The sequence below is a fragment of the Paenibacillus sp. 276b genome, from assembly GCF_900107875.1.
In the GTDB taxonomy this organism is placed as follows: Bacteria; Bacillota; Bacilli; order Paenibacillales; family Paenibacillaceae; genus Paenibacillus; species Paenibacillus marchantiae.
The window spans coordinates 24,908-43,474 of sequence record NZ_FNRR01000007.1 but is presented as its reverse complement, the minus strand read 5'-3'; the positions used below and the strand labels follow the sequence as shown (position 1 = coordinate 43,474).

General features: G+C 46.7%; 20 protein-coding genes and 1 riboswitch. Of the genes, 19 read left to right on the top strand and 1 reads right to left on the bottom strand.

Annotated elements, in window-relative coordinates:
* Window positions 1–55: 55 nt before the first annotated feature.
* From BLV50_RS25720 to sigF, 5 genes are all read left to right on the top strand, one after another.
* Window positions 56–880, top strand: coding sequence for a purine-nucleoside phosphorylase (locus BLV50_RS25720; RefSeq protein ID WP_063565732.1), 825 nt, complete (start codon window positions 56–58; stop codon window positions 878–880).
* A 302-nt stretch (window positions 881–1,182) separates the two neighbouring features.
* Window positions 1,183–2,304 (top strand): D-alanyl-D-alanine carboxypeptidase family protein, encoded by a 1,122-nt coding sequence (locus tag BLV50_RS25715; protein WP_231952730.1) that lies wholly within the window; start codon window positions 1,183–1,185, stop codon window positions 2,302–2,304.
* A 143-nt stretch (window positions 2,305–2,447) separates the two neighbouring features.
* Window positions 2,448–2,801 (top strand): anti-sigma F factor antagonist, encoded by a 354-nt coding sequence (gene spoIIAA / locus BLV50_RS25710; protein WP_036663380.1) that lies wholly within the window; start codon window positions 2,448–2,450, stop codon window positions 2,799–2,801.
* Window positions 2,798–3,253, top strand: coding sequence for an anti-sigma F factor (gene spoIIAB, locus BLV50_RS25705; RefSeq protein ID WP_053784445.1), 456 nt, complete (start codon window positions 2,798–2,800; stop codon window positions 3,251–3,253). Before spoIIAA ends, spoIIAB begins: the two co-directional genes overlap by 4 nt.
* Window positions 3,254–3,267: 14 nt before the next feature.
* Window positions 3,268–4,023, top strand: coding sequence for an RNA polymerase sporulation sigma factor SigF (gene sigF / locus BLV50_RS25700; RefSeq protein ID WP_024630954.1), 756 nt, complete (start codon window positions 3,268–3,270; stop codon window positions 4,021–4,023).
* A gap of 88 nt (window positions 4,024–4,111) precedes the next feature.
* Here sigF and BLV50_RS25695 read toward each other — a convergent pair whose 3' ends face one another.
* On the bottom strand, window positions 4,112–5,044 hold the full coding sequence (locus BLV50_RS25695; protein ID WP_090810660.1) for an EamA family transporter: 933 nt from the start codon (window positions 5,042–5,044) through the stop codon (window positions 4,112–4,114).
* 109 nt (window positions 5,045–5,153) lie between these two features.
* On the opposite strand from BLV50_RS25695, the gene BLV50_RS25690 reads away from it, so the two are divergent.
* The 14 genes from BLV50_RS25690 to BLV50_RS25625 all read left to right on the top strand — a co-directional run bounded on the left by BLV50_RS25690 (window position 5,154) and on the right by BLV50_RS25625 (window position 18,464).
* Window positions 5,154–6,065, top strand: a complete 912-nt coding sequence (locus BLV50_RS25690) for an AraC family transcriptional regulator (protein WP_090810658.1) — start codon at window positions 5,154–5,156, stop codon at window positions 6,063–6,065.
* Window positions 6,062–6,283: a hypothetical protein gene (locus BLV50_RS25685; protein WP_063565736.1), complete on the top strand. Its 222-nt coding sequence runs from the start codon at window positions 6,062–6,064 to the stop codon at window positions 6,281–6,283. The genes BLV50_RS25690 and BLV50_RS25685 overlap by 4 nt, the downstream gene beginning before the upstream one ends.
* A gap of 543 nt (window positions 6,284–6,826) precedes the next feature.
* On the top strand, window positions 6,827–7,483 hold the full coding sequence (locus tag BLV50_RS25680) for a stage V sporulation protein AA (RefSeq protein ID WP_090810656.1): 657 nt from the start codon (window positions 6,827–6,829) through the stop codon (window positions 7,481–7,483).
* Complete coding sequence (locus BLV50_RS25675; RefSeq protein WP_063565738.1) at window positions 7,470–7,892, top strand: stage V sporulation protein AB; 423 nt, start codon at window positions 7,470–7,472, stop codon at window positions 7,890–7,892. Before BLV50_RS25680 ends, BLV50_RS25675 begins: the two co-directional genes overlap by 14 nt.
* A gap of 86 nt (window positions 7,893–7,978) precedes the next feature.
* Complete coding sequence (locus BLV50_RS25670; RefSeq protein WP_090810806.1) at window positions 7,979–9,586, top strand: spore germination protein; 1,608 nt, start codon at window positions 7,979–7,981, stop codon at window positions 9,584–9,586.
* Between the two features lie 104 nt (window positions 9,587–9,690).
* The gene (lysA, locus tag BLV50_RS25665; protein ID WP_063565739.1) at window positions 9,691–11,022 is read left to right on the top strand and encodes a diaminopimelate decarboxylase; all 1,332 of its coding nucleotides are present in this window, start codon (window positions 9,691–9,693) and stop codon (window positions 11,020–11,022) included.
* A gap of 222 nt (window positions 11,023–11,244) precedes the next feature.
* Complete coding sequence (locus BLV50_RS25660; RefSeq protein ID WP_024630947.1) at window positions 11,245–11,676, top strand: peptidylprolyl isomerase; 432 nt, start codon at window positions 11,245–11,247, stop codon at window positions 11,674–11,676.
* A 146-nt stretch (window positions 11,677–11,822) separates the two neighbouring features.
* A riboswitch (FMN riboswitch) is annotated at window positions 11,823–11,986 on the top strand.
* A 359-nt stretch (window positions 11,987–12,345) separates the two neighbouring features.
* Entirely contained in the window at window positions 12,346–13,449 is a 1,104-nt protein-coding gene (gene ribD / locus BLV50_RS25655; RefSeq protein WP_063565740.1) for a bifunctional diaminohydroxyphosphoribosylaminopyrimidine deaminase/5-amino-6-(5-phosphoribosylamino)uracil reductase RibD, read from the top strand.
* Window positions 13,450–13,489: 40 nt separating this feature from the next.
* A complete protein-coding gene (gene ribE / locus BLV50_RS25650) occupies window positions 13,490–14,158 on the top strand; it encodes a riboflavin synthase (RefSeq protein ID WP_064636805.1) in 669 nt (222 codons plus the stop codon).
* A 57-nt stretch (window positions 14,159–14,215) separates the two neighbouring features.
* Window positions 14,216–15,454, top strand: a complete 1,239-nt coding sequence (locus BLV50_RS25645; protein ID WP_072735283.1) for a bifunctional 3,4-dihydroxy-2-butanone-4-phosphate synthase/GTP cyclohydrolase II — start codon at window positions 14,216–14,218, stop codon at window positions 15,452–15,454.
* An 86-nt stretch (window positions 15,455–15,540) separates the two neighbouring features.
* A complete protein-coding gene (gene ribE, locus BLV50_RS25640; RefSeq protein ID WP_063565743.1) occupies window positions 15,541–16,008 on the top strand; it encodes a 6,7-dimethyl-8-ribityllumazine synthase in 468 nt (155 codons plus the stop codon).
* A 102-nt stretch (window positions 16,009–16,110) separates the two neighbouring features.
* Entirely contained in the window at window positions 16,111–16,911 is an 801-nt protein-coding gene (locus BLV50_RS25635) for a segregation and condensation protein A (protein WP_063565744.1), read from the top strand.
* Window positions 16,880–17,542: an SMC-Scp complex subunit ScpB gene (gene scpB / locus BLV50_RS25630; protein WP_090810655.1), complete on the top strand. Its 663-nt coding sequence runs from the start codon at window positions 16,880–16,882 to the stop codon at window positions 17,540–17,542. Before BLV50_RS25635 ends, scpB begins: the two co-directional genes overlap by 32 nt.
* A gap of 190 nt (window positions 17,543–17,732) precedes the next feature.
* A complete protein-coding gene (locus tag BLV50_RS25625) occupies window positions 17,733–18,464 on the top strand; it encodes a DUF2953 domain-containing protein (protein ID WP_063565746.1) in 732 nt (243 codons plus the stop codon).
* The last annotated feature ends 103 nt before the right edge of the window (window positions 18,465–18,567 follow it).

Genomic DNA, 18,567 nt, shown 5'->3' with positions numbered 1-18,567 from the left:
ATTGATGTCATTTGCGGATACAGACGGATCGTTTCAACTCAAGGGGGAACATCTTATGACAGCATTAAACCAACAGATGATTTTGGAAGCGGCATCTTACATCCAAAGCAAAAGTTCCATTAAACCGGAAGTCGGTTTGATTTTAGGTTCAGGACTTGGCATTTTGGCAGAATTGATTGAAGATGGCGTAAGCATCGCCTATCAGGATATTCCACATTTTCCGGTGTCCACAGTAGAGGGACATGAGGGCGAATTGCTGGTGGGAACCATCAAAGGCCGTCCGGTCGTTATGATGAAAGGTCGTTTCCACATGTACGAAGGATATGGTCCGGAACTGACTGCCTTCCCGGTACGTGTTATGAAAGAACTGGGCGTAACTTCGCTGCTCGTAACGAACGCTGCAGGTGGCGTGAATACCTCTTATGAGGCGGGTGACCTGATGCTGATCTCGGATCATCTGAATCTCACAGGCAAGAATCCATTAATCGGACCGAATGACTCCGCACTGGGTGTGCGCTTCCCGGATCTGTCCGAAGCGTACAGCCGCCGTCTGCGTGCGCTGGCGAAGGATACAGCCGCGTCACAAGGTTTTGATGTACGTGAAGGTGTATACGCAGGTATGCTTGGTCCAAACTATGAGACACCAGCTGAGATCGTGATGCTGCGTACGCTGGGTGCGGATGCTGTCGGCATGTCTACCGTTTCTGAAGTCATCGTGGCACGCCACGCCGGCATAGAAGTACTCGGTATCTCCTGTATCAGCAACATGGCTGCCGGCATTCTGGACCAGCCGTTGTCGCATGATGAGGTTATGGAGACGACAGAACGTGTTCGTGAATCGTTCCTGGCCCTTGTGCTGGCTGTTATTCCACAAATGTAACTGATCAATAAGAAGACGATCTACTCTAATGTGATTCATTGGGGCAGATTGTCTTTTTTTTATTTCCTTAACGGGCAGCTTTCTCATCCATTGAGTGTCAGGCTCGTTTTTTGTGTTTCACACGGATTACATAAAAAGTTCGGGAAATCATTCTTTACATGGAATAATTTACTTCAATCGGGCCGACAATGATTAGCAGTACATGCATGGAACATGCAGTAAGCAAGTTATTTGAGGAGGTAACCCTAGTGAAGAAACGAATAATGGCATCGTTCATGACCCTTTGTATCCTGCTGCCCCTGATGGCATCAACCGCGCTGGCTGAAGAAACTCCCAAAGCAGCGGGGGGAACCGATTTGGCCCCGTCGGCACGCTCCGCCATTTTGATGGATGCTGATACGGGCACGGTCATTTTTGAAAAAAACAGTCATGATCAGCTGCCTCCGGCGAGCATTACGAAGATTATGACCATGCTGCTCACCATTGAAGCGGTCGACTCTGGCAAGCTGAAGCTGACGGATAAAGTGAGAACGAGTGAATATGCCGCATCCATGGGTGGATCACAGATTTTTCTGGAACCTGGGGAAGAGATGACGGTAGACGATATGTTAAAAGGTATTGCTATGGCTTCCGGTAATGATGCCTCTGTAGCGATGGCTGAGAAAATTGCCGGTTCGGAGGAAGCCTTTGTACAACTGATGAATGAGCGGGCGAAGGAACTCGGAATGAAGGATACTCATTTTTCCAACTGTAACGGCCTGCCGGTCGATAACCATTATTCTTCGGCCCATGACATTGCGGTCATGAGCCGTGAACTGCTGAAGCATCCGGGGATTACGAAATATACCGGTGCATACCAGGACTACCTTCGTAAAGATAGCGAGAAGCCATTCTGGCTGGTGAATACGAACAAGTTGGTTCGTTTCTACTCCGGTGCCGATGGGTTGAAAACAGGATACACTTCCGAAGCCAAGTTTTGTCTCTCGGCTACAGCGATGAAGGATGGGCTTCGTACGGTCGCGGTAGTACTCGGAGAACCCAATACCAAAACACGGAACAGTGAAGTTTCCTCGATGTTTGACTATGCTTTTGGGCAATACACGATGAAAGCCCTGTACAAGTCAGGAGATCTGCTGGGAAGTCTGAAAATTGAAAAAGGTGAAGTTGCCGAATTGCCGCTGAATGCAACACAAAATTATAGTGTTCTGATGCGCAAAGGTGCGAAATCGGATGAGATCCGTCATGAATTGCTGATGGCAAAAGAAGTGAAAGCTCCGGTCAAAGCAGGTCAGAGTGTAGGTAAGCTAGTCGTCTACCAGGGCAATGAAGTCATCAAGGAGTTCGACATTCAGGCTCCGCAGGGTGTGGACAAGGCTGGCTGGTGGAAGCTGTTCAAACGCACAACCTCCAAACTGTTCGATTAAACGGCGATTTATGCAGGATGCGTGCATCCTTTGAACGTATTTTGTAGTTAATTAGGGGTTTTCTTCTAGTTTTGTCGGGGGGCAGGAAAAGCCATCGGGAACGTAGAAATCCTTGTTCAAGACAGGGAGGAGAGTGAGCAAACGTGAACTTGCATGTGGAAATGGAACATCACCGCGGGATTCTGATTGTGCGATTATCCGGGGAGCTGGATCACCATACAGCTGACATGGTACGGATGCAGATGGATGAAGCTATCCAGCGCAGACAATGCGAGCATTTGGTACTTAGCCTGAAAGATCTGCAATTCATGGATAGTTCGGGTCTGGGTGTCATTTTGGGTAGATACAAGCTCATTAAGAATAAAGGCGGCAAGATGGTTGTCTGTGATGTCAATCCGCCAGTGTATCGTTTGCTGGAAATGTCAGGTTTGTTCAAGATTATGCCGATTTACGAAAATGAGGGAACTGCTCTCTCGGGTCTGGAGGTCGTCTCATGAATGAAGGAACGGGGACAAATTTCATGAATCTGCAATTCGCGGCCAAGTCGGAGAACGAATCGTTCGCACGGGTGACGGTTGCTGCCTTCATCTCCCAGCTTGATCCTACGATGGACGAGCTTAGCGATCTGAAGACGGTCATTTCGGAAGCCGTAACGAACAGCATCATCCACGGATACAACAACAATGCGGAAGGTGTCGTGTCCATTCAAGCCGAGATTCGGGATGACATGATTACCATCATTGTGGAAGACCGTGGTGAAGGCATCGAAGATCTTGAACTTGCCAAACAGCCGCTGTATACGTCCAAACCCGAACTTGAGCGCTCGGGCATGGGCTTCACCATTATGGAAAACTTCATGGATGAATTCGAAGTCAGCAGTGAGCCCGGCAGAGGCACCTCCATCAAGATGAAGAAAAGGATTGAATCCAAGAAAGCATTGTATAATTAGGGGTTGGTAGTCTTATGGATGCTGAAGTGAAACAGTCTTCACAGACCTATTTGGACGATGCCGAGGTCAAACGGCTGATTGCGCTCAGTCAGTCGGGTGACCATGTCGCACGGGATACGCTGGTGAACTGCAACATCAGACTCGTCTGGTCCGTCGTACAACGTTTTATGAACAGGGGATATGAGCCGGAAGATCTGTTCCAGATTGGTTGTATCGGGCTGCTCAAATCGGTGGATAAATTCGATCTCAGTTATGATGTGAAATTCTCCACCTATGCTGTCCCAATGATTATCGGAGAAATTCAGCGCTTCCTGCGGGATGACGGCACGCTTAAGGTCAGTCGCTCGCTCAAGGAAATGGCGAATAAAGTCCGCAAAAAAAGGGATGAACTCTCCAAACACCTCGACCGTCTTCCAACGATTAAGGAAGTAGCCGCGGAGTTGGGGGTAACCCCAGAGGAAGTTGTATTTGCTCAGGAAGCCAACAAACCGCCGACCTCCATACATGAGACGGTGTTTGAGAATGACGGCGATCCGATTACACTAATGGACCAGATTGCCGATGAGTCTCAGGAACGGTGGTTTGACAAACTTGCGCTAAACGAAGCGATTGGCGGTCTCAGCGAAAGGGAACGGCTGATTGTGTACCTCCGGTATTACCGGGATCAGACCCAGTCCGAGGTCGCTAGCAGGCTGGGTATATCCCAGGTGCAGGTGTCACGACTGGAGAAAAAAATACTTCAATCCATCCGCGACCAGATCGCACAGTGATTTTGGATTGCTGACAACAATATGGGTGTTAAACCACCAATATACGACAACTAACAACCTTCTATCGCGCATTAATATGCGAGGAAGGTTATTTGTCGTTAACCTGAATGGGTTTGGGGCGATTCGACTGCAACAATAATATCAATCCAATGATACATGCGGTTCCCAGCCATTGAAATATCCCGAAGGGTTCATGCAACCAGATAACAGTGGTGCCAACGGCAGCAAGCGGCTCCGCGCTTCCCATTAAACTCGTTTCTTTGGCTGACAGGCTTTTTAAACTTTCGATATAGAACCAGAATGCAATCATTGTCCCTAAAATAATGGTAAAGGCCAAATATCCGTAGGTTTCCAAACGCAAGCTAGCAAAGTCCATTTTCCACGGTGGGTGGATGAGACTCAGCGCAGCGCCTCCGATAATCATTGCCCAGCCTACCACAACAAGTGAATCAAACTTTTCAATCAGTTTCACGGCGTAGAGGGTATAGAAGGCAGCGGCAACTCCGGATAACAACCCCCACAATACTGCGGGTAAAGGCACAGACAATTGGGAGAGAGAACCATTGGTCAGCAGGAGAAAACACCCGCTCAGAGCCAGAATCGCTGATGCAACATCCTTTCTGGTTAGAGCAGCCTGTTTTCGCCAGATCATATAGACCATGATCATGACTGGTGACAGATATTGAAGTAGTGTCGCCACAGCGGAGTTGCCATGTTGAATAGACGCCATGTACGTATATTGAACAGCGAGCATCCCGAATAATCCGAAAATGATTAGCTGCAAGGCTGTTTTTTTCTGCTTCCACATATCGAAAATTTGCGAGCGCCTTGTTGTAAAGGATTGAACCGTCAGAAGCAGTATACCCGCAATCAGCAGTCGAACCGTTACAAACCAGTTGACTTCAATTCCGTATTGTTGAAACAGTTTTTGTGAAACTGTTCCGCCAATGCCCCAGCATATCGCACCTGTAAGAACGAAGAATAGGCCTGATTTTCTAGATCTTTGAATAGATATTTTCATGAATAGCACCCTCACCTTAAATATAAGAATAGTGCTATATTAAAACGAAATAGGCTATAATAATATCAATATCGCACAGATAAATATCATTATATTGAGATGAGAGAATATGCCTAAGATAGAATTTGAAATTGATAAAAACGGGAGGGAACTGACGGAGCATCGTACAGTTATATTGCCTGTGGCGTGTTATGAAACCACAATTGTACGCAATGTTCACGGGCATATTCCTTTGCATTGGCATGATGAATTGCAGTTTGTCTTGGTTGTCCAGGGCGAAGCTCTTTTTTATGTGAATGATCAAAAGGTCATTGTGCCGCAAGGCGACGGGCTGTTTATCAACAGTGGTTGCATGCACATGGCAGAGGAACGGTGTAAGAAGGATAATTGTATTTATCTTTGTCTAAATGTCTCTCCGCATTTTGTTGTGCCATCCGAGTTATATTTGAAGTATGTTCATCCTTATATCTCAGCAACCAATTTACCTTATCTTCATATCAAAAGGGAAATTTCATGGGGAGCTCAAGTCCTCGACGCCATCCGGCATGTTAAAAAGGATTTGGATGAGCAGCCTCCATTTTACGAAATGAATGTGGCTTCAAGCCTTTTGATGATATGGAAACATCTGATTACAAGTGGATACGCGCTGGAATATGATCCATCCGAAATCATCAGGAGCAGGCGAATGAAGGATATGGTCGAATGGATTCACCTGCACTTCGCCGAACCAATCCAATTGGAGGACATTGCGAGGGCGGGTCAGTTAAGTCGCTCGGAGACCTGCCGTTATTTCAAGCGAATGTTGAAGACAACACCCATGCAGTATGTTATTGATTATCGAATTCAAAAAAGTGTGGAGTTGTTGCAACTCCAAGAACGCAGCATTACCGAGATTGCTTATGAAGTTGGTTTTAATAGCACGAGTTATTTTATCAATCAGTTTCGTAAAGCCATGCAAATCACCCCGTTAAAGTTCAGAAGAGAAGTGGAGTTGAGAATTAAGGAGGGGATTGAACATTGAACAAAAAAATGAAAGTATTGTTATCCGTGCTGCTGATAATCACGGCTTTTGTTTTTGTTTATATGCGTTATTTCCACCCGTTCCCCAAAGATATTGAAGTAATCCAAATTACTCCTTCTTCAGATATAACCTCTTCACAGGAAGTCCTGACAACGATGCGTAAGGCTTTCACAAAGATACCTGATCAGACAATCCATAAGGTTTTCTCTTCTCAATAAGTCGCTATATTAGCGGCTTTTTTTGTTTTTGTGCATTAGTCATAAAAGAAATGTAATAGAGAAAAGGCTGTAATTAAGTCAGCTATTAAATCTCCTACTACCGCCTCCATGCACATTTATTGCAACCCTTTGGAAAAAAGGGACCCGTGCAGCGGAGGGATGGAATCGGACAAAGGAGCGAAGCGTGAGGGCTCGTCTAAGGATACACACAAGCAACGTAGGCGGCAGATTAGACCTGAAGAAGCGAAGCGTTCGCCTAAAAGCTTTCTGAAAGAAAGCTACTTCGAAAGTATACACTGTCTCCAAATTTCTAACATTTAGAAATAAATCAAAAAAATTTGGAGACAACAGCGATCGGAAGGTTTGTCTGCAGCTGGAGTGCCTGCGTGTAGTTCCCTTACTAACCTGAGAGCAACAGCGACCGATGGCCGATCCATCCCGAAGCGCCCGCAGGGTCCACACAACCTTTTTCCAACCAAAATGTAATAAATTTGCACATTCTTCAAATACTAACCTAAATTACGCAGTAAAGGAGTGTTCCGGATGTCCCTGACACCCACTCCAACGGTCTATGTTCGTTTGCGCAGCCGTATTCGCATCCAAAGAGGCCGAAGTGTCAAGCTTGGAGATGTAGCTCACTTGCTCACCTCTCCCGAAGAACAGGAAGGAAGGCTGCTTGAGCTTGAATTGCTGCGCCCCGGACCGGAGGACGGCAATCTGATCCTCATTGATATATTGCAGATCATCCCCGAGATCCGTCGAACCTTGCCAGATGTCACCGTTGAATTAATCGGATCGGGTCATACGCTTGTTGAGGTGGTTGTAGGAAGTGGCAAGCCTTCCAAATCTCTGTTCATCCTGGTGTGGCTGCTGCTTTTCTTTGGATCAGCATTGACCATTATGAATTTTCATGCGGACGTAAACATGCAGGAAGTCCAAATTCGAATTGTAGAGATGATTACGGGCCGCCGGGATGAGCATCCGTATCTGTTTCAGGTGGCGTATTCTCTCGGGATCGGGTTTGGTATGGCTGTGTTCTTCAATCATTTATTCAAGAAAAAGTGGAATGAAGAACCTACCCCTTTGGAAGTGGAAATGTTCCTATATCAGCAAAATGTAGACAAGTATGTAGTGATTGAAGAAACCGAACGTATGCATGAAGAGGAACGCAGGGAGATGAATGCGGATGAGCGTTCTTAACGGAGCAATCAGCATTGTGCTGGGCATTGCGGGGGGAATCGCTGTAGGAAGCGGTGTGATTGCGCTTATTCTCGTGCTTGATATGATTCCAAGACTAGCTCAACTTACGCGAACCTATGACAAAACCCATTGGTATGAAGGGGCCTTGATCGGAGGTTCGCTGCTCGGTACTGTTGCGGATTTTTGGCACTGGAAGGTACACGGAGCGCTGTTGCTGAGCCCGATCATCGGACTGTTTTGTGGTGTGTTCATCGGTCTGCTTGCTGCGGCACTGACTGAGGTGCTGAATGTACTGCCAGTGCTGGCAAAACGACTGGGCATGAAATCGTATTTGTTTGGATTGTTGCTTGCTATGATTTTGGGGAAGATGACGGGCTCCCTGTTTGACTTTTTTGTATACCAGCGTTAAAACGTTAGGCCTAAGGAGGATGGGAAATGGACGTAAGATCGGACAACGACGGGCATGAATCCAGCGAAGCAACATCCGAAGAGAAGATGCATAAATCTCCTTATGAGATTCAGGAGGAAGAAGAAAAGAAGGCTTACGAAAAGAAGAAGCAAAATGAAATGTCTGACAGTATCGAGGAATCGGTAGAATATTGGCAGGAAAACGACGATATATCCCCTCGCATGAGTGATAACAAATATACGCTTCAGCAAGTGTTGGGACTTGGAGAGTCCTTTGATGTGAATATGAGGGAAATGGTCTTGGGTGGCAAACATGTTGGATTGTTGCTGCTGACTGGGTTTGCAAAGGATGAGATTCTGCTTGAAGTGTTAAAAAGGCTAACCTATCTTACACCGGAGCAAGTGTCCGGACATGCGCTGAAGTCGTATTTCGAATGTTACATTCCTCATATTCAAGTTGAGCGAGTGGAGAAAATGAGCGCCGTCATCAACAAGGTCCTCACTGGCATGAGTGCCATGTTTGTCGAAGGGGATCGTTCCGTTATTATTATGGATACCCGCAGCTATCCGGTACGTTCCCCAGAGGAACCTTCGCTGGAGAGAGTGGTGCGGGGTTCAAGAGACGGATTCACGGAGACACTTCTGACCAACGTGGCGTTAGTGCGCCGAAGAATACGGGACCCAGGATTAAAATTTGAAATTATGCAGGTTGGACGCAGATCGCAAACGGATGTCTGTGTTGTATATATTGACGATATCGTGGACAAGGTTCAGGTGGATTCCGTTCGTGAAAAAATCAAACGAGTAAATATCGACGGCATCCCTGCTGCCGATAAACAGCTTGAAGAAGCGATTATTAACAAGGGTTGGCACCCGTATCCGTTGGTTCGTTATTCGGAACGACCGGATGTGACAGCTTCTCATTTGATGGACGGAAGGGTTGTTGTTTTTGTAGATACTTCACCCAGTGTGATGATTCTGCCCACGACCTTTTTTGACCTGTGTGAGCATGCGGAAGAGAACAGACAGACCGCCTTTATGGGAACCTATCTGCGCTGGGTACGATTTGGGGGTATTCTGATTTCGCTTTTCCTGTTGCCGCTATGGCTGTTGATGGTTATTGACCCTTCCATTAAGCCAGCAGGAATGGAGTTCATCGGTCCTCATGAAAATGCCCAGCTCCCGCTGATTCTGCAGTTCCTGCTTATTGAATTCGGAGTGGATTTATTACGGATGGCAGCAGTCCATACCCCGACGCCACTCGCTTCGGCCATGGGTTTGATTGCGGCCATTTTAGTCGGGGATATCGCCGTAAAAACAGGATATTTTGTCAATGAAGTGGTACTTTACATGGCGATTGCCGCGATTGGTATGTTTGCAACACCCAGTTATGAGCTTGGTTTGGCTAATCGATTGGTTAGATTGTTTTTGCTCGTTGCTGTGGCGATATTCAAGGTTCCCGGATTCGTTGTCGGGACGACGTTCATTATCGTGGCGCTCACTTTGCATCGCTCCTACAACTCTTCTTATCTCTGGCCGTTCATACCGTTTAATGCAAAGGCTTTGGGTAACTTTTTGTTCCGTTTGCCGCTGTTGGAAAATAAAAAACGTCCTTCGATCAACAAAACGCGTGACAATACCAAAATGGACAGTGATCCAGACGGGGAACTGCAAAAAAGTAAAAAACACAAATGATCTGCCGAAAAATCCATTCTTCTCATTTTCTAATTTGATATACTGGTGTAAAATCATTGGAATAACAGCTGTTCCAGTATATAAAAAAGTGAGGAATGCAGATTATGTATTTACATGGTACAAGTAAAATAAATGCACAGGGACATCTGGAAATTGGTGGAGTCGATACAACCGACTTGAAAGAACAATTTGGAACTCCCCTGTATGTTGTGGACGAGCAATTGGTTCGTGAGCGCTGCAGAGAGTATATGGAAGCGTTCCGTGCTTCAGGCCTGGGTTTCCAGGTTGCTTATGCAAGTAAAGCATTCTGCGTAATGGCGATGTGTGCCCTTGCTGCGGAAGAAGGACTTTCCTTGGATGTTGTATCCGACGGTGAATTGTTCACGGCACTTCAAGCCGGTTTCCCGGCAGAACGCATTCATTTCCACGGTAACAACAAAACGCTGGAAGAGATCGAAATGGCGCTTGATGCAGAGATTGGCTGCTTCGTTGTGGATAACTTCAATGAACTGCACTTGCTGCAAGCTGTAGCCGCAGACAAAAATCGCAAAGTTAACATTTTGCTTCGTGTGACGCCTGGTGTTGAAGCGCATACGCATGAATATATCTCGACAGGACAAACGGATTCCAAATTTGGATTCGATATCGGGAACGGAACGGCATTTGAAGCCATTGAATTGGCTTCAAAGCAGTCAAATCTGGTATTGCTCGGTGTGCATTCACACATCGGATCCCAAATTTTCGAAGTTGAAGGCTTCCAAATGGCAGTTCAACGCGTTGCTGAGTTTGCAGCAGATGTGTATGAGCGTCTTAACGTGGCATTCAAAGTGGTTAATCTGGGCGGTGGCTTCGGTATCCGCTATATCGATGGAGATACACCGCTTGAAGTTTCACAATACGTGAAAGCCATCACGGATGCGGTGAAAAATCATTTTGCTCAAATCGGCTATGCCGTGCCTGAGATCTGGGTTGAACCAGGCCGCAGCATCGTAGGGGAAGCGGGAACTACGCTCTACACTGTTGGAACAAGCAAAGATATTCCAGGAGTTCGTAAATACGTAGCTGTTGATGGTGGAATGACAGACAATCCACGTCCAGCGCTGTATGAGTCCAAATATGAGGCTGTATTGGCAAACCGTGCAAATGAGGCTGCTCAGGAAACGGTATCTGTTGCTGGTAAATGCTGTGAGAGCGGCGATATGCTGATCTGGGATCTGGACCTGCCTAAAGTGCAAAGCGGCGATCTACTCGCAGTAGCTTGCACAGGCGCATACAACTACTCGATGGCAAGCAATTACAACCGGATTCGTCGTCCGGCAGTTGTGTTTGTCAAAGACGGTCAAGGGGATGTAGTGGTACGCCGTGAGACGTATCAGGACATCATCCAGAATGATCTCGTACCTGAGCGTATTGCAAAACAGCCAGTTACCCGTTAATTAAAGAACAAATAGTGGAGCACTATATGAAGAAGACAAAAAAGGACACTCCTTTTTTGTCTTCTTTTGCATCTTTAGGGCTGGATTTTGAAAAAAACTTGCTTATTATTTTGCGATCAATCCATTTTCAGTGTACACTAAGAAAAGTGCTATAAAGCTTGGCCCAGGGTCATGCGTTCTGGCACCATTAACGATGGTCAATACGAAAGGAGTCATTTACATATGGCGAAACAAGCGAAAATCAAAATGGCAAACGGCGGAGAAGTTGTAATCGATTTGTTCGATCAAGAAGCTCCAAACACAGTAGCAAACTTTGAGAAACTGGCTAACTCCGGTTTCTACAACGGTCTTGTATTCCACCGTGTTATTCCGGGCTTTGTAGCTCAAGGCGGATGCCCTAACGGTTCCGGTGCAGGCGGCCCAGGTTACACAATTAACTGTGAAATCAACCCGAACAAACATGAGCGTGGAACTTTGGCTATGGCTCATGCAGGCCGTAACACAGGGGGAAGCCAGTTCTACATCTGCTACCAACCGCAACCACATTTGGATGGACAACATACTGTATTTGGTAAAGTAACCAAAGGTATGGAATTCGTGGACGCTTTCGAAGGTCGCGACAAAATGGAAACAGTTGAAGTAGTAGAAGCTTAATCAATAAACGTATGTAAACCGTTTCGCAATTAGCGAAGCGGTTTTTGTTTACACTTAAGCTTATTAAAAGTTAGTATGTGACAAAAAGGAACAAAAAACAATTGATTTTTTGACGTTAAAGTGCTAACATCCAATTAATAACGCAACGAATCCTTCAGGGCAGGGTGTAATTCCCTACCGGCGGTGATGCAGTATGTGAGGATATCTATCCAGCATTGATGCAAAGTCCGTGACCCGTCTGCCTGTGGCAGATGGCTGATCTGGTGTAATTCCAGAACCGACAGTATAGTCTGGATGGGAGAAGGAGAGGGTGCAGTCCTTAGGGGCCGCATTCCGCAGGAGTGTTGCTGTACAGTTTTTGACGAATTCATTTCCTGTGCAGGGAGAAATCCGGTTACTTCCGGAAATCTTCATACATATGCCACATCATAGAAGCTCTTTACCTGTAATTGAAGTTCATTAAGGTATGTGTCTGCTTTCACTTGCCTGAAATGAAGTTTTGGGCGATGTGTTGTTGGCAATGTATCAATAGTACTGCTGGTGACACATGTCTCTCATCATCCCCATCGAACGGTTTGTTCGACGGGGATTTTTTATTGGATATGGAACATGCCTCTCTGTTGGAAGGGAGGTCTATAACTTAAGATTTTAACCGTGGGGTGAACGGACTTGGAAATGATTAATGATGAATTTTATATGGCGCTAGCACTGGATATGGCAGAACGGGCACAAGGACAGACCGGAATCAATCCGGTAGTTGGTTGTGTCGTGGTAAAAGAAGGACGTATCGTGGGCCTCGGAAGTCATCTCAAACGGGGAACGGGTCATGCAGAGGTTCATGCACTGAACATGGCGGGTAGTGATGCTGAAGGCAGTACAGTGTACGTTACGCTCGAACCCTGTAGCCATTATGGCAAGACTCCACCATGCAGTGAACGTCTCATTCATGAGAAAGTGAAACGTGTCGTTGTATGCTGCGAAGATCCGAATCCGCAAGTATCCGGCAGAGGAATCAGCATGCTGCGTCAACAAGGGATCGAAGTTGAAGTTGGAGTGCTGCGTGAGCGCGGAAGACGGATGAACGAGAAATTTATCAAATACATTACAACAGGTCTCCCCTTTGTAACTTTGAAGACGGCCTCTACACTGGATGGCAAAATTGCTACGCGTAGCGGTGACAGCAAATGGATCTCTAACGAGTCTGCTCGCGAGATTGTACACGCGCTTCGCCATCGCCATCAAGGAATTATGGTTGGTGTGGAAACGGTCATTGCAGACAATCCCGAACTGACGACTCGCTTGCAAGTGGAAGGGATCAGCCCGGTACGAATCGTGGTCGATTCCAAGCTACGCCTGCCTGTAGGCGCCAAAATGGTCAAGGATGGCCTTGCACCTACCTGGGTACTTACAACAGATGAGGCGAGCCCTGAAGCGGCTGAGCGGCTGGAAGCCTATGGGGTGGAGATTATACGTTGTGGTCCAGGACCACGTGTTGATCTGCTGAGTGCACTCAGCAAGCTCGGTGAGCGTGAGATTGGTTCGATTCTGCTTGAAGGCGGGGGCACACTGAATGGGTCCATGCTGGAAGCACGGTTGGTAGATCGACTGCTCATGTTCATTGCTCCGAAAATTGTCGGAGGATACGAAACACCAGGCAGTTTCCGCTTTGAGGGTGTAGAGCGCATGAGTCAGGCGATTCAATTACATCAGCTGGAAATTGAGCAAGTTGGAGATAATATCAGCATTGGCGGAATTCCGGTTTGGCCTGAATAAATGAATTAACGATAACGAAATAAATAAAGGAGGCGGTAGCATGTTTACCGGTTTGGTGGAAGAAGTCGGTCAGATCCGGCGGATAGGTCGGAAAGGCGAAGCGATGGTCCTGAATATCGGAGCTTCCGCCATCATGAACGACTTGAAGATTGGCGATAGTGTAGCTGTAAACGGGGTATGCTTAACTGCGACAACCCTGGAGGGTGGCGGATTTACTGCCGATGTGATGCCCGAGACATATCGACATACCAACCTTAGTCAATTGCAATCCGGTAGCAAAGTTAATCTGGAGCGAGCCATGCTGTCAGGTGGACGTTTTGGTGGGCATATCGTTCAGGGCCATGTCGATGGCACTGGGGTCATTGGCAGCATTACACGTGACCAGAATGCAATTGTTTTCGAGATCAAACCTGATGATACGCAGCTGTTCAAATATCTGATACCCAAAGGGTCTGTAACCCTGGACGGAATTAGTCTGACCGTTGTGCATACTTCACAGACCGCATTCACTGTATCCATTATTCCACATACCATTGGTGAGACTGTATTGAATGTGAAAAAGACGGGAGATACCATCAATATTGAGTGTGATATTTTGGGCAAATATGTGGATCATCTGCTGCACTATGGTAAGGGACATCAGGAGACCGGTGCGGGCAAGCCGCGAAGTATCAGTGAGGATTTCCTCGCTAATCACGGCTTTGCTTAACAAATCGTAATTGATTAACTACAAATATAAATTGAAATGGAAACTGGAGGGGGACCTATGTTAGAGAAATCCATTCTGAATTCTATTGAGGAAGCCATCTACGATCTCATGCAGGGTAAACCGGTTATTGTGGTGGATGATGAGGATCGGGAGAATGAAGGCGACTTTATCGCTTTGGCGGAAAAGGCTACACCTGAAGTGATCAATTTCATGATTACCGAAGGCAGAGGTCTGGTGTGTGTTCCCATTACGCAGCAACGTGCCGATGAACTCAACCTAAAGCCTATGGTTCAGCAAAATACGGACTTTCATGGGACGGCTTTCACCGTCTCTGTAGATCATAAAGATACCACAACGGGCATCTCGGCTCATGAACGCTCCATTACAGTCAAGGGTCTAATTGATCCCGAAGCGAAAAGCGGAGATTTCCGCAAGCCGGGCCATATGTTCCCACTCATCGCCAAAGACGGCGGTGTGCTAAGACGCGCGGGACATACGGAAGCAGCTGTAGACCTCGCCATTATGTGCGGTTCTTATCCGGCAGGTGTAATCTGTGAAGTGATCAAGGAAGATGGCACGATGGCCAGACTTCCAGATCTGCAGGAGATTGCCCGCAAGCATGATCTGAAGCTGATCAGCATTCAGGATATGATTCGGTACCGGAATGAGAAGGAACAGTTGGTTAAACGCGAAGTAGCTGTACGTATGCCAACAGACTTTGGTGAATTCCAGGCGGTGGCATACACAAATGCAGTGGACAACAAGGAGCATGTCGCTTTGGTTAAAGGCGAAATTGACGGATCGAAACCTGTATTGGTCCGCGTACACTCCGAATGTCTCACAGGGGATGTATTCCATTCTCATCGATGCGATTGTGGTCCACAATTCGATGCAGCATTGAAACAGATCCATGACGAAGGCAACGGCGTCCTGCTCTATATGAGACAGGAAGGACGAGGCATTGGACTGATCAACAAGCTCAAAGCCTACAAACTGCAAGAGGAAGGTCTGGACACCGTGGATGCCAATCTGAAGCTTGGGTTTGCTGCCGATCTTCGAGATTACGGCATTGGTGCCCAAATTCTCAAAGATCTAGGGGTTCGTCAAATTCGGTTGTTAACCAACAATCCACGCAAAATTAAAGGACTTGAAGGGTACGGACTTGAAGTGGTGGAACGTGTTGCCATTCAGATGGAAGAGAACGAGGACAATACGGTCTACTTGCACACGAAGCAGGCGAAGCTCGGCCATATGCTAAAGTTCGACGATATCGAGCAGAATGAAGAAAAAAACTGAGTAGTTTTTCTGAGGTTAAACAGGGTGAACTAGTTTCCAAAGATCAGCTGCGTACATCATATAATACAATTAGGGAGATGACTTGAATGCCACACTTTTTTGAAGGACATTTGGTATCAGAAGGATTAAAATATGGAGTGGTTGTAGGACGTTTTAACGAGTTCATTACAAGCAAATTGCTCAGTGGAGCACTGGATGCGTTCAAACGTCATGGTGTACAAGATGATGAAGTGGATGTAGCGTGGGTTCCAGGAGCGTTTGAAATCCCGTTGATTGCCCAAAAAATGGCTGAAAGTGGAAAATATGATGCTGTCATTACGCTGGGGACGGTTATCCGTGGTTCAACAACACATTATGATTATGTGTGCAATGAGATGGCTAAGGGTGTAGCCGCAATTAACCTGAAAACAGGCGTACCTACAATCTTCGGCTTGGTTACAACAGAGAATATTGAACAGGCCATTGAGCGTGCTGGAACAAAGGCAGGAAACAAAGGCTGGGATTCAGCTACTGCCGCTATTGAAATGGCGAACTTGACGAAACAGCTAAAATAGTGCTTATTTAATATAGTGCCCTGCTCAGCGCAGACGAAAACGGGAGACCGGATTCGGCGGCTTAGCGGGGGTTTTTATTTTTCTGGCGGGAGGATTCGTCTAGTGACGGTAGTTACATACAAACTGGAGACTTTTGAAGGGCCTTTGGATCTGCTGCTTCATCTGATCGATAAGGCAGAGATTCATATCCAGGATATTCCCATCAGCGATATTACCGATCAATATATGGCGTATCTGCATTCGATGCAGGAGCTGGAGCTGGATATTACGAGTGAATTTCTGGTAATGGCGGCAACACTTCTGTCGATCAAGAGCAAGTTATTACTGCCCAAACCACCGGTAATCGAGGACTTTGAGGATTATGCATATATGGAAGATGAAGATTATGATCCACGTGCAGAACTGATTGCGCGTCTGATTGAATACCGCAAATACAAGGGAATTGCGCGTCACTTGCACGAACGGGAGTGGGAACGCAGCCTTATTTTCTCCAAAGAGCCCGAGGATTTGCGGCCGTATATGCCTGTAGAAGCACAATCGAATCCGGTCGAGGGTTTGCATACCTCGGATCTGATTGCGGCCTTCCAGAAGGCGCTGCGCAAGGCGGAAAAGCGGACAACTGTAACTCGGATCCATCGGGATGAAATCTCGGTTAAGGATCGTATTCGCGATGTCATCGGTGCGTTGGAAAGTATGGGACCGGGAGGCAGGCTGTTATTCTCCAAGTTGCTGGATAACCAAATTTATCGGCACGAGATTGTCGTAACTTTTCTGGCGGTGCTGGAACTGATGAAGATGAAGCAGATCGTCTGTTATCAGGAGCGGATGTTTGAGGATATCGTTATGGAGTGGAGAGGGGAAACAAAGAATCATGGATTTTCCGAAATTGAAATCGATTATTGAAGGCCTGCTGTTTTTGTCCGGAGAAGAAGGTCTGAGCATCAAACAAATCGCCGAAATCGTAGATCAGCGAACCGAACTGGTGTCGGATGCGATTGAGGAAATGATCGCTGAATTTGCCAAGCAGGGACGAGGCGTACAAATTCTTAAAATTGCAGGGGTAGTCCAACTGGGTACCTTGCCGGAACATGCGGCCTATTTTGAGAAATTGGCTTATTCACCTGCACGTACCTCTTTATCCCAGGCGGCGTTGGAGACGCTCGCTATTGTGGCGTACCGTCAGCCTATCACACGGGTAGAGATTGAGGAGATACGTGGGGTGAAATCCGAACGTGCCATTCATACACTTGTGAACAAGGATCTCATTCAGGAAGTGGGACGGGCTGAGGCCATTGGACGCCCAATTCTATATGGCACAACCAAGTCTTTCCTGGATTACTTTGGTTTGGCTTCGCTCAAAGATCTGCCGGAGCCAGGGTTGTTTGAAGATTCCGAGAACCTGGAGGAAGAAACACAGCTGCTTTTTGAAAAATTGGATGTGCAGCATGTGGACCTGGACCTGGATAGTGCAAATCTCGAGAATGATGCAAATGCAAACGATATTAATAACGAAGATGATCCTTCGCACTCATAACTTTGCAGTCTGGATCGATCCAAAACCGGTTGCCCTTTCGGGGTGCCGGTTTTTTTGGCGTGGTATGTGGAATGGAGTGTAAGGTAGTCGTTCAAAGATTAAATGGAATTTTCAGGTCAGACGTGAATTTTTTCCTATATAGAGTGTCATACTAGACGAGAAAAGAATTGAGGGCTTGGAGGTAAGGTCTGTGTGGATTTGGCTTGGAGGAATCGGCTTGTTGATCGCACTGCTTCTTGTCGCAGTCCTCATCTCGTATGTTCATGTGCATTTTACATTCAGGAAACACAATCATGATGATTATGCCAAGATTACGGTTCGTCTGTTATATGGCATTGTGCGTATTAACTATGAAATTCCTAGTATTGTCTTTCGTAATATGAAGGAAGGTTTTCTGGTGAAGACGGAGCAGCGAATGAATCATTCGAGGGGGGAAGCCCAGAGCAGCGAGCGTGTTAACAAACGTAAAGTCAAAAAATGGGCTAAGGATGTAAAAATCATGCTCAGGGCAACGGAAGCATTAAAGCTCTGGATCAAGCAAACACTCACTCGTGTACATATGACTCATTTGTCCTGGTCCACTCGCATTGGCGTCGGCGATGCAGCATATACGGCTGTTCTCATCGGTTGGGTGTGGAGTATCAAGTCGATCATCATTGGATACCTCTCTTATCAAATCCGTTTTGAACAAACGCCAAAGTTACAAGTTGTGCCGGTGTGGGAAGACGAGATGGAGTTCCAAACCGAGCTGGATTGGAAACTAAAGATCCGGATTTCAGCAGTCATGATCGCAGGACTTACGCTCTTAACCCGAGTGCTTCAAGTAGAGGGAGGATGGCGGATGTGGTTCAAACTCTTACAAGAACAACGGCGCAGACGCAAGCTGAAGCTGAAGAAACAACACAGTAAATCGCAAATTTAAGTGTATGTACTGTCCCTGTGTTATACGCCTTTCATTTAAAATGATTGCGGGGTGGCGGGGGTGGAACTATGCGTCTTGGCTGGGTCTACTCGGTAGTTAAGAA

Coding starts and splice junctions, on each gene's coding strand:
- BLV50_RS25720 (WP_063565732.1), top strand. CDS start 56: ATGACAGCATTAAACCAACAGATGATTTTGGAAGCGGCATCTTACATC.
- BLV50_RS25690 (WP_090810658.1), top strand. CDS start 5,154: ATGCCTAAGATAGAATTTGAAATTGATAAAAACGGGAGGGAACTGACG.
- lysA (WP_063565739.1), top strand. CDS start 9,691: ATGTATTTACATGGTACAAGTAAAATAAATGCACAGGGACATCTGGAA.
- BLV50_RS25660 (WP_024630947.1), top strand. CDS start 11,245: ATGGCGAAACAAGCGAAAATCAAAATGGCAAACGGCGGAGAAGTTGTA.
- BLV50_RS25645 (WP_072735283.1), top strand. CDS start 14,216: ATGTTAGAGAAATCCATTCTGAATTCTATTGAGGAAGCCATCTACGAT.
- ribE (WP_064636805.1), top strand. CDS start 13,490: ATGTTTACCGGTTTGGTGGAAGAAGTCGGTCAGATCCGGCGGATAGGT.
- BLV50_RS25670 (WP_090810806.1), top strand. CDS start 7,979: ATGCATAAATCTCCTTATGAGATTCAGGAGGAAGAAGAAAAGAAGGCT.
- BLV50_RS25695 (WP_090810660.1), bottom strand. CDS start 5,044: ATGAAAATATCTATTCAAAGATCTAGAAAATCAGGCCTATTCTTCGTT.
- spoIIAB (WP_053784445.1), top strand. CDS start 2,798: ATGAATGAAGGAACGGGGACAAATTTCATGAATCTGCAATTCGCGGCC.
- scpB (WP_090810655.1), top strand. CDS start 16,880: ATGGATTTTCCGAAATTGAAATCGATTATTGAAGGCCTGCTGTTTTTG.
- sigF (WP_024630954.1), top strand. CDS start 3,268: ATGGATGCTGAAGTGAAACAGTCTTCACAGACCTATTTGGACGATGCC.
- BLV50_RS25715 (WP_231952730.1), top strand. CDS start 1,183: ATGGCATCAACCGCGCTGGCTGAAGAAACTCCCAAAGCAGCGGGGGGA.
- BLV50_RS25680 (WP_090810656.1), top strand. CDS start 6,827: ATGTCCCTGACACCCACTCCAACGGTCTATGTTCGTTTGCGCAGCCGT.
- BLV50_RS25675 (WP_063565738.1), top strand. CDS start 7,470: ATGAGCGTTCTTAACGGAGCAATCAGCATTGTGCTGGGCATTGCGGGG.
- ribE (WP_063565743.1), top strand. CDS start 15,541: ATGCCACACTTTTTTGAAGGACATTTGGTATCAGAAGGATTAAAATAT.